Genomic DNA, 10,308 nt, shown 5'->3' on the forward strand with positions numbered 1-10,308 from the left:
ATCTACACTATACCATGGTCGTCGGCAGCGTCAGATGTGTATAAGAGACAGCGCTTTGCCAGTGAAACCACGCGTCATCAGCAACACCGGCTCGATCTGCCGGGTCAGGTCGCGGCGATCGCCGCGCTCGGCACGCTGGCCGGCGCGCTGATCGAAGGCGGCGCGCTCGGCTGGGGCAACCCGTTCGTGATCGCAGGCTTCGCTCTCGCCGCCGTCTTCTCCGTGCTGTTCGTCTGGCGTGAGGCGCGCGCGCCGCAGCCGATGCTGCCGCTCTCGCTGTTCCGCCACCGGATGTTTGCCCTGACCTCGCTGGTCGGCCTCTTGGTCAATGTCGCGTTCTACGGCCTGATCTTCGTGCTCAGCCTCTACTTCCAGCAGGTCAACGGGCTGTCGGCGTTCGCCACCGGCCTGGCGTTCGTGCCGATGCTCGGCGCCGTGCTGCCCGCCAACCTGATCGCACCGCGTGTCGCGGAGCGGATCGGTGCGCCGGCGACAATCGCGCTCGGTGCAACGCTCTCGGCCGCCGGATGCCTGGCGCTGCTGTTCATCGGCCCCGGCACGAGCTATCTCGCGATCTGCCTGCAATTGCTGGCCATGAGCGGCGGCCTCGGCCTGCTGGTGCCGCCCCTGACATCGGCGCTGCTCGGCAGTGCCGAGCCGCAGCATGCCGGCATCGCGGCCGGGGTGTTGAACGCGACCCGGCAGACCGGCAGCGTGCTCGGTGTCGCGCTGTTCGGCTCGATGGTCAGCCGGTCCGCGGCCTTCATCGCCGGCCTGCATGCGGCGCTCGTCATCTCCGCCGGCGTGCTGCTTGCGGCCGCTGCGCTGATCTGGATCGGTACATGGTCAGAGGCTCGGCGTTGAGACGAACTGCAGCGAGGCATCTCCGCTTTGCGCTGGCTCGATCGCCTGCATTCAATGCTTCTTCACCATGCGTGGAACCCTGCTGCAGTGCGGTTACCGTTCGTACACGAATGCGTCTGCTCTTATAGGTCCATAAAGGGGGCCTATATGTATCGCGTTCTGACCTGTCTCACTTTGGAACATGACTGGCGGCTGGTCGTCCTTGGCGGGGTGATCTGCCTGCTCGCCAGCGCTGTCGCGATCAGCCTGTTTCACCGTGCTCGCGCCGCACAGGGGCGTGCCCGCGAGATCTGGATCGGTCTCGATGCGGCGGTCGGCGGTTGCGGTATCTGGGCCACCCATTTCGTCGCCATGCTGGCGTACGATCCCGGCATCGAGGCCGGCTACAACATTCCCATCACGCTGCTGTCGCTGGTGCTCGCGGTTGCGATCCTGGCCGTCGGATTGGCGGTCGCCACGCTCGACGAACGCTGGCGGACGGTTGCGGCCGGCGGCGCGATTGTCGGCGCCGGTGTCGCGGCGATGCATTACACCGGCATGCTCGGGCTGGAGCTGCCCGCGCGCATCGTCTGGTCGCCCGGCATCGTCGCCGCGTCGATCGCGTTCGGAAGCCTGTTTGGCGCGCTCGCGCTCGTCGTTGCCACGCGTGGCGAACGTTTCGGCACCACAGCCGCCGCGACCGGTCTTCTGACCGTCGCGATCGTCTCGCATCATTTTACCGCGATGGGCGCGGTGACGCTCGTCCCGGATCCGACGATCGTTTCCGGCGGACTTACGGTCTCGCCGCGCGTGCTCTCATTCATGACCGCCGTTGCGGCCTTCGCGATCCTCGGCCTCTCGCTGATCGCCTCGATCCTCGACCGTCGCGCCAAGACCGAGCTTCACAAGCAGAAGGTGGTGCTCGATACCGCGCTCGAGAACATGTCGCAGGGGCTGTGCATGTTCGATGCCGACGGCCGCATCATGCTGTTCAACGAGCGCTACAGCGAGATGATGGGGCAAAGTCGCGTGCCGCTGCAGGGACGCCTGCTGATCGACGTCCTGCAGGATCTGCATTCCATCGGCGAGTGGGACGGCGATCCCGAGGAGTTCTGCAATGCTCTCGTCGCCGAGGCAAAGGCCGGCCACAGCGCGACGCGGATCGTGAGCCGCAACGAGCGCGCGATCCGTGTCGTCGACCAGCCGATGAAGGGCGGCGGCTGGGTCGCGACCTTCGAAGACATCACCGAATGGCAGCAGGCCCAGGAACAGATTTCGCACATGGCGCGGCATGACGCGCTGACCAATTTGCCGAACCGGACGCTGTTCCGCGAGCAGCTCGAGAAGGCCTCGAGACTGGCCAAGCGCTCCGACCAGCTGGCCGTGCTCTGTCTCGATCTCGATCATTTCAAGGAAATCAACGACACGCTCGGGCATCCGATCGGCGACGCGCTGCTGCGCGAAGTCGCGCGCCGGCTCGGCGAATGCGTGACCGAGCACGACACTGTCGCGCGGCTTGGCGGCGACGAATTCGCCATCGTGCAGTTCTGCAGCAATTGCGAGCCGTCCGTCGTGTCGTCGCTGGCAAGTCTCGTGGTCGAGCGGATCGCAGCACCCTACGAGATCGAGGGCCACCAGCTCGTGATCGGCGTCAGCATCGGCATCTCGCTCGCGCCCGAGGACGGCAAGGATCCCGACGAATTGCTGCAAAAGGCCGATCTTGCGCTGTACCGCGCCAAGGCCGACGGCCGCGGCACCTATCGGTTCTTCGAGACCGGGATGGATGCGCGTGCGCAGGCGCGCCGCCTGCTGGAGCGCGACCTGCGGCTCGCGCTCGAGCATGACGAGTTCGAGGTCTACTATCAGCCGATCCGTGATCTCGCGGGCGATCAGATCGTCGCCTTCGAGGCGCTGGCGCGCTGGAACCATTCGTTGCGTGGCCTGATCGCGCCGAACAATTTCATTCCTGTCGCCGAGGAAACCGGGCTGATCGTTCCGCTCGGCGAGATCGTGTTGCGCAAGGCCTGCGCGGATGCCGCGGGCTGGCCCGAGGCTGTCGCGGTTGCCGTCAATCTCTCGCCGGTGCAGTTCAAGAACCCGAACCTGGTGTCGTCGGTGAAGGCGGCGCTGCAAGCATCCGGCCTGTCGGCGGACCGGCTTGAGCTCGAGATCACTGAATCGGTGCTGCTGCAGAACAGCGAGGCGACGCTCGCGGTGCTGCATGAGCTGCGCGGCTTCGGCGTCCGCATCTCGCTGGACGATTTCGGCACCGGCTATTCCTCGCTGAGCTATCTGCGCAGCTTCCCGTTCGACAAGATCAAGATCGACCGTTCCTTCGTCACCGACCTTGCGACACGCGAGGACTCGATGGCGATCGTGCGTGCGGTCACCGGCCTCGGCAAGAGCCTCGGCATCGTCACGACAGCCGAAGGGGTCGAGACCGATACCCAGTTCGACCTGCTGCGTCAGGAGGGCTGCACGCAGGCGCAGGGCTATCTGTTCAGCCCGCCGCGGCCGGCAGCCGACGTCGCCAAGATGTTGCGTCGGGCGCGGGAACGATCGGTCGCCTGAGTTGGAAGGCTAGCTCAGCTCTTGCGCAGGGCAAAATAGGCGCCGCAGAACGCCATCACCGCGCCGAGGCACAGGGCGGCAAGGCCTGCGAGCACGGCAGAGATGGTCGAAACCGTGCTCGGCGCCGACGCGGCCTGGCCTGCGCCGGCCAGCATCAATACGCCGACGACGATCAGGAAGTTGCGCATCCGCTGCGGGATCTGGCCCGCCACCGCGCTGTGCATCAGATTCGCGGTGAAGTAGCCGCCCGAAAATCCGACGGTCGCGATCAGCCACCACGCGATCGCCGCGCCCGCCGGCATGAACTCGTGGCTGTCGGAGCGCCACAGGCCGCCGAGATCGAGCCCGTAGCGCGCGCCGAGCATGTGCACGGCAAGGGCCAGCAGCACGCCGGATATCATCGCGCCGCCGAGGATGAGGTAACGCGGAAAATAGGTCGTCTCGGGCATGGCTCGCTTGTAGGATAGGCGCGACAGGCTGCGCAAGCTTGCGCGTAGGTTTGAACAGGTGGAACGGCGAATTGCCAACAACGTTGCAGGACCGGTCGGAGGCAGGCGAGGGCGCGCCGCTGCGCTATGCCTACAAGGCCTCCTTGATCGGCTCGGCGCACCAGTTCGAGCTGACCGGGGACGGGCTGTCGTGGCGGATCGCCGGCCGGTCCGGCGTGTGGGACTATGCCGATATCTCCGCGGTGAAACTGTCCTATCGCCCCGTCTCGATGCAGCAGCAGCGGTTTCGCGCCGACATCGACAACGCCAAGGGCGGCCGGATCGCGATCCTGTCGACCACCTGGCAGACCGCGACGCTGGTCGCGCCGCAAGGACACCTCTACCGCGACTTCATCGTCGAGCTGCATTGCCGGATGCAGGCGGCCGGCAGCACGGCGAGGCTGGTCGGAGGCCTCGGGCCGAAGACATACACCGCCGCGCTGGCGCTGCTGGCGTGTCTTGCGGTGGCAATGGCGGGACTGCTGCTGATGGCGCTGCTGACCTCGAACTGGATGGGCGCGCTGTTCCTGGTCGGCTTTGCGGCGCTGTTCACCTGGCAGGTCGGCGGCTTCGTCACCCGCAACCGGCCGCGGCGCTACAGCTTCGATCAATTGCCCGATGCGCTGCTGCCGAAGGCGGTTCGCAATCAGTGACAGCGGTTCGCGCGGCCGGACTGTAAGCGGGTTGTAAGCAACGCGCTGTAAACTCGGCGACGGATTTGCTTTTGGCTGGAGGGTCAGATGACAATCCGGGCTCCATTTTTGGCTCTATGCCTCGTGCTCCTGAGCATCCCGCCGGCGCTTTCCAAGGGCAGCGTAGGCAACAAGCATGATCCGCTGGATCACAATCACGTCGACAACCTGCCGCCCGACGTGCGGCAATACGTTGCCGGAATCTGCAAGGGAACGCCGGTCGCGCAGCACGACTTTGCGACCTACTCCCCGCAAGAAAAGCGCTGGCGGATAAACCTCGAATATCTGCAGTGCGGCGTGATCGGGGAATATCGCAGAGGCAACCAGTGCATGGATGTGGACTTCGTAGCCGAGGGCGCGCATTTCCGTCTCGTGAGAAAGACGTATGCGGCCTGTGGCTTTTGATGCTCCGGCGCTGGGATCACTGGAAATAGGCTGCTGCGAGTGCCGCGATCGCGCGTGCCGCTCGTATTCAATTCTGGACTGCCGCGACGCTTCGGAGTGAACCTGCGATGTCACTCCGTCGAGTCAAAATCCTCTTCCGTCGCGCTCAGCATGCCTGCGAGAGTCCGCAGGCCGAGGTCGAGTTGCTCCATCGGCGGTGCGGCGAGCGCGAGCCGCACCGCATTGGGCGCGTGCCCCGGCGTGGCGGCGAAAGTGGTCGACGGCGTCAGCGCGATGTCGCGGCGCGCCGCGGCGGCGACCAGGGTCTGCGAGCGCCAATGCGGCGGCAAGGTCAGCCAGAGATGATACGACTTCGGGTTGGTCTGGATTTCGAAATCGGCCAGATGCTTCGCCGCCAGAAGCTGGCGGCGGCCGGCATCGATCCGCTTCAGCCGTGACAATTCGGCGGCGGTGCCGTCGGCCATCAGCCGCTGCCCCGCGGCGAAGGCGTAGCCCGACGCGGTCCAGCCGCCCGAGCGCACCGCGGCCATGATGCTCTCGCGCAGCCGCGGCGGCGACACGATGAAGCCGAGCGCGAGGCCCGGCGCGACCTTCTTCGACAGGCTGTCGAGCATGATGCAGCTGTCGGGCGCCAGCGCGGCGAGCGGCGCCTCATCGTCGAGGAAGCCGTAGACGCCGTCCTCGATGACGACGAGGCCGAGCTTCTCCACCACCCGCAACAGCTCGGCGCGGCGCTCGGGCGGCATGGTGATGCTGAGCGGGTTCTGGATCGTGGGCTGGACGTAGATCGCGGACAGATGCGCCTCGCGATGCGCTTTCTGCACCGCATCCGGTCGCACGCCGTGCTCGTCCATCGCGAGCGGCACCAGCGAGATGCCGAGCCGCGCGGCGATGCCTTTGACGAACGGGTAGGTCAGTGCCTCGACGCCGCAGCGTCCGCCGGGCGGCACGACGGCGGCGAGCGCGGCGGCGATGCATTGCCGGCCATTGGCGGTGAACACGATCTGGTCGGGATTTGGCGTCCAGGTCTTGCGCGCCAGAAATTCCGAGGAGATGGTTCGTGCCGCCCGCGTGCCAAAACTGGTCGCCGGCCGCAGCGCGCCCTCGAGCACCTCGGGCCGCTCCAGCCCTTCGAGGCTCTTGGCGATCATCGTCGCCTGGTGCGGCAACAGCGGGTAGTTGAACTCGAGGTCGATGCGGGCGCCGCGCGGCTCGGTCGGCGCCGCGATGCCGCGGCGTGCCTCGCCGGAGACGAAGGTGCCGCGCCCGACTTCACCGACCACCAGCCCGCGCCGCAACAGTTCGGTGTAGACCCGGCTCGCCGTCGAGACGGCGATGTTGCGGTCATAGGCGAAATGACGCTGCGGCGGCAGCCGGTCGCCCGCCTTCAGCGCGCCGCTGGCGATCTCGGCGGCCACCGCGTCCGCCAGCTTCAGATATTCGAACCTCGACATTATTGCACCGAGAGCAATGTTTTACTTGCTCCGAGCAATGTACCGGATCATTTAAGAGGGAACAAGCCCATGATTGCACCGAGGAGCGCGCAAGCAATCCGAGGTCCCGACGGCGCAGGCGCTGAAACAGCATTTGCGTCAATGGCATAGCTTTATCTATGGGCAACGAAGGAGATGACAATGTCAGCGATATCCTCAGCCGCCGCAGGACCCGCGCGGTCCAGCATGTTGGGCGGATTGCTCCGATTGCTCCGAGTGTGGGGCGATGCACTCGCGACCTATTGGGTGCGCCGCGAGGCGATCAAGACGCTGCGCCAGCTCGATGACCGGGCGCTCCGCGATATCGGACTCTCGCGCTGCCAGATCGAGACCGCCGTCACCGGCGACTTCGACCTGGAGCTGGTGCGGATCCGTTAAGATGCCGGTGCTGCGCTAAAGCATGATCCGGAAAAGTGCGGAGCGGTTTTCCCTCGCGACAAACGCGGGACGCGTTTGCGCGGAGATCATGCTCAAACAAAGAGCTAAAGCGCGATAACGATTCAACCCAATCACGTCGCGCTTTAGGGCCGGGCGCCGACTGCCGGTTGCAGAATTCACCGAAACTACACCAAAGAAGCGGAAGAGCCCCATCGCGTCACCGCCATCGCTCCAAGGTTGTGACGCTCTATGCTAGCCTGCCAGCTGCGTACGCTAGCGTTGTAGTTGGGGACCGATGGCCGCTCGCAAATTGTCGCAAGGGCAGGCCCCGACCCGGGAAGCGCGTCGCCGCTGGCATGAGGAGCGATCGCTGCGCTGTGCGATCAGGTTGGCCCGCATGGGCTACTGGGAGTCGCAGAGCGCCGCCGCGACCGATCTCTGGATATCGCCTGAGCTCGCCGCATTCTACGAATTCGAGACCGCCGACGGCTACGTCCCCATCGCCACGGTGCGCGAGCGCTATTTGCCTGAAAGCCGGAAGCTCTTGGAGGCGCATTACGCGGCCTGCTGGGCGGAGGGGCGGCCCTATGCGGTGCGGACGAGACTCCGCGGTCCCGATGGCAGCCTGCTCGACTGCGTGGTGCATGGCGAGCCGGAATTCGACGCGCGCGGTCAGGTTCGACGCGTGTCCGGCATTGTCCGCGACGTCACGGAGGAGACCTCCGCGCTGCGGCGCCTGGCGGAGAGTGAGCAACGGCTGGCCGATTTTGTCTCTACCGCCTCGGACTGGTGCTGGGAGAGCGACGCCGAGCATCGGCTGCTGCCCTATCCCAAATCGCTTGCCGGCAATGCGGCGTTTCAGACGGTGGCCGCCGGCAGGAAGGCGCGCTGGGAACTGACTTATGCGCCCGAGGATGGCGAGGCCATGGCGCGGCACCGGGCCGATATGGAGGCCCATCGCCCTTTTCGCGACTTCACCTATACGCTGATCGGCAAGGACGGCTCGCGCGTCAGTATCTGCACCAGCGGCAAGCCGATCTTCGCCGATGACGGCAGCTTTCTCGGCTACCGCGGCACCTCCAGCGACATCACCCAGCTCAGGGCGGCCAAGGCGCTGCTCGACCAGCGCACGCGGGCGCTGGAGGAAGCCCACCGCCTCGGCAAGATCGGCACCTGGAGCCACCGGCTGGAGAGCGGCCGCACGATCTGGGCGCCCGAGCTCTACCAGCTTCTCGGCCTGCCCGACACGTTCGAGCCGACCGATGAGAACATGAGGCCCTATTTCCTGGACGGCGACGCCGACCGCTTCCGGGAGGTGCAGAAACGGGTGCTGCGCACCCGCCGGACCGAGGCCACGGACCTGCGCATCCTGCACGCGGACGGCACGGCCCGCGATCTGGCTGTGATCTGCAAGGCGGAGGTTGCCCACGACAAGGTCATCGGCATCATCGGCACCGTGCAGGACGTCACCGAGCGCAAGGAAGCCGAGCGCCAGCTCGAGCAGCTCGCCTACAGCGATCCGTTGACCGGCCTTGCCAATCGCGCGCTGTTCACGCGCCAGCTCGCCGCCCTGACCGAAGGCTGCTCCCAGGGAGACCGGAGCGGTGCGCTGCTGCTCATCGACCTCGATCGCTTCAAGGAGGTCAATGATTCCCTCGGCCATGCCGCCGGTGACGAATTGCTGATCAAGGTGGCGGCTGCGTTGCGGCAGGACTTAGGGCCGCGCGCCTTCATCGCCCGGCTCGGCGGCGACGAATTCGCCGTGCTGGCGGATGAATGCGACACGTCCGACGCCGCGCTGACCGCGCTTGCCGATCGGCTGATCGGCAAACTGTCCGGCCCCGTCGATCTCGCCGAGGGCGAGGCCTCGGTCGGCGCCACCATCGGCATCGCCCGCCTGCCGGAGCATGGCGCGACGGCGGAGACCGCCGTGCGCAACGCGGACCTCGCGCTTTACATGGCCAAGGAGGCCGGGCGAGGGCGGGCGCAACTGTTCGAGCCGGTCTATGCGCAGGCGGTCGATGAAAGGCTCGATCTCGGTCGCCATCTGCGCCACGCGGTGGAGGCCGGCGCCCTCGAGGCCCATTACCAGCCGCAGGTGGACCTGAAGACCGGCCGCGTCACCGGCTTCGAGGCGCTGCTGCGCTGGTCCCATCCCGAGCGCGGGCCGATCTCGCCGGCGGAGTTCATCCCGATCGCCGAAAGCTCCGGACTCATCGTCGATCTCGGCCTGTGGGTGCTGCGCGAGGCCTGCCGGCAGGGCCGCGCCTGGCTGGATGCCGGGCTGCCGCCGCGCTCCATCTCGGTCAATGTCTCGCCGGCGCAGATCTGGAGCGTGGATTTCGAGACCGCGGTCTCGGCCATCCTGGCAGAGACCGGCTTTCCGGCGGAGCTGCTCTGCCTGGAGCTGACCGAAAGCCTGTTCGTGGATCATACCGAGCAACGGATCAGCCGCACGCTGACGGCGCTGTCCGGCTTAGGCGCCCGGCTGGCGCTGGACGATTTCGGCTCGGGCTATTCCTCGCTCGGCTATCTGACGCGCCTGCCTTTCGATTGCCTGAAAGTGGACCGGGCCTTCGTGGATGGCATTTCCACCGCGCCGGAGAAGCGCAAGCTGCTCGGCGGCATCATCGCCCTGTCGCACGGGCTGGGCATGACTGTCGTGGCGGAGGGGGCCGAATTGTCCGCCGAACTGGACGTGCTCGGCGGGCTCGATTGCGATGTGGTGCAGGGCTTCGTGTTTTCCCCGCCGGTCGCCGCCGGCAAGGCGCCGCTGGTCGCCGCCAGCATCGAGCGCGAGGCGCGCGGGATGCAGCCGAAACGGAATCGCCTCTAGCCGAACACCGCTTCGGCGGCATTCTTTTGCCCCTGGCTTTGCCTCGATGGTGCCAGCTGACCAATTGACTAGGCCGTTTGCTCACACACCGGAGTTGGGCGAGGGGCGCTTGACGTAGCTAAACATCCGAGCTGTTCGATAGCGTAGCGCGAAAGCCACAAGCGGCGGCAATCCATCTTGCAAATTCCATCTTTGGTTGATTGTGAGCTGGCACACAAATAGCGTTGCCAGCGGGACGCGAGGGGGCGAAGCGTGCATTCGCAGCATTTGCGTGCGCGAGCCGCACGTGTGGACTCATCCGACGGCGTGGCAACGCGGGCGGACCGCGGCGATGTCGCAGGCCGTATCGTCGCACGACGGCGCACGGCATTGCTCTCCGGCACGACATTGATCGCAGCGACCGTTTGCATCGCATTTGCCGCCATTTCGATGGCGCCGACGTCTGCGCGCGCGGACGGCGGCAAGGGCGGCGATGCATCCAGCTCTGGCGGCGCGGGCGGCATCGATCCAAACGGCGGTGCCGGAGCCAACGGATTGACTGGCCTTGCAGGCTGTCTCTTATACACATCTCCGAGCCCACGAGACTTAGGATATCATCTCGT

At 66.2% G+C, this 10,308-nt stretch carries 8 protein-coding genes; 6 read left to right on the plus strand and 2 right to left on the minus strand.

What is annotated here, in order from left to right; genetic code table 11:
* Both PMN64_RS39495 and PMN64_RS39500 read left to right on the plus strand, forming a co-directional pair.
* The coding region (locus PMN64_RS39495) for an MFS transporter (RefSeq protein ID WP_411784665.1) at window positions 1-864 on the plus strand (864 nt) is incomplete at its 5' end.
* Window positions 865-1,011: 147 nt separating this feature from the next.
* On the plus strand, window positions 1,012-3,414 hold the full coding sequence (locus PMN64_RS39500; protein WP_411784666.1) for an EAL domain-containing protein: 2,403 nt from the start codon (window positions 1,012-1,014) through the stop codon (window positions 3,412-3,414).
* A 14-nt stretch (window positions 3,415-3,428) separates the two neighbouring features.
* Here the strand turns inward: PMN64_RS39500 and PMN64_RS39505 are convergent, their stop codons facing one another.
* Window positions 3,429-3,863, minus strand: a complete 435-nt coding sequence (locus PMN64_RS39505; RefSeq protein ID WP_016840859.1) for a hypothetical protein — start codon at window positions 3,861-3,863, stop codon at window positions 3,429-3,431.
* 71 nt (window positions 3,864-3,934) lie between these two features.
* Here PMN64_RS39505 and PMN64_RS39510 point away from each other — a divergent pair, with 71 nt between their 5' ends.
* Entirely contained in the window at window positions 3,935-4,555 is a 621-nt protein-coding gene (locus PMN64_RS39510; RefSeq protein ID WP_411784667.1) for a hypothetical protein, read from the plus strand.
* An 87-nt stretch (window positions 4,556-4,642) separates the two neighbouring features.
* The gene (locus tag PMN64_RS39515) at window positions 4,643-4,999 is read left to right on the plus strand and encodes a hypothetical protein (protein WP_411784668.1); all 357 of its coding nucleotides are present in this window, start codon (window positions 4,643-4,645) and stop codon (window positions 4,997-4,999) included.
* Window positions 5,000-5,109: 110 nt separating this feature from the next.
* On the opposite strand, the gene PMN64_RS39520 is transcribed toward PMN64_RS39515, so the two are convergent.
* Window positions 5,110-6,453 (minus strand): PLP-dependent aminotransferase family protein, encoded by a 1,344-nt coding sequence (locus PMN64_RS39520; RefSeq protein ID WP_209911181.1) that lies wholly within the window; start codon window positions 6,451-6,453, stop codon window positions 5,110-5,112.
* A 180-nt stretch (window positions 6,454-6,633) separates the two neighbouring features.
* Here PMN64_RS39520 and PMN64_RS39525 point away from each other — a divergent pair, with 180 nt between their 5' ends.
* Window positions 6,634-6,870, plus strand: coding sequence for a DUF1127 domain-containing protein (locus PMN64_RS39525; protein WP_038385513.1), 237 nt, complete (start codon window positions 6,634-6,636; stop codon window positions 6,868-6,870).
* 397 nt (window positions 6,871-7,267) lie between these two features.
* A complete protein-coding gene (locus PMN64_RS39530) occupies window positions 7,268-9,706 on the plus strand; it encodes an EAL domain-containing protein (protein WP_411784669.1) in 2,439 nt (812 codons plus the stop codon).
* Window positions 9,707-10,308: the final 602 nt, after the last annotated feature.

This window comes from Bradyrhizobium sp. UFLA01-814, assembly GCF_046718885.1.
Lineage (GTDB): Bacteria > Pseudomonadota > Alphaproteobacteria > Rhizobiales > Xanthobacteraceae > Bradyrhizobium > Bradyrhizobium elkanii.

Coding starts and splice junctions, on each gene's coding strand:
- PMN64_RS39500 (WP_411784666.1), top strand. CDS start 1,012: ATGTATCGCGTTCTGACCTGTCTCACTTTGGAACATGACTGGCGGCTG.
- PMN64_RS39505 (WP_016840859.1), bottom strand. CDS start 3,863: ATGCCCGAGACGACCTATTTTCCGCGTTACCTCATCCTCGGCGGCGCG.
- PMN64_RS39515 (WP_411784668.1), top strand. CDS start 4,643: ATGACAATCCGGGCTCCATTTTTGGCTCTATGCCTCGTGCTCCTGAGC.
- PMN64_RS39520 (WP_209911181.1), bottom strand. CDS start 6,453: ATGTCGAGGTTCGAATATCTGAAGCTGGCGGACGCGGTGGCCGCCGAG.
- PMN64_RS39525 (WP_038385513.1), top strand. CDS start 6,634: ATGTCAGCGATATCCTCAGCCGCCGCAGGACCCGCGCGGTCCAGCATG.
- PMN64_RS39530 (WP_411784669.1), top strand. CDS start 7,268: ATGGGCTACTGGGAGTCGCAGAGCGCCGCCGCGACCGATCTCTGGATA.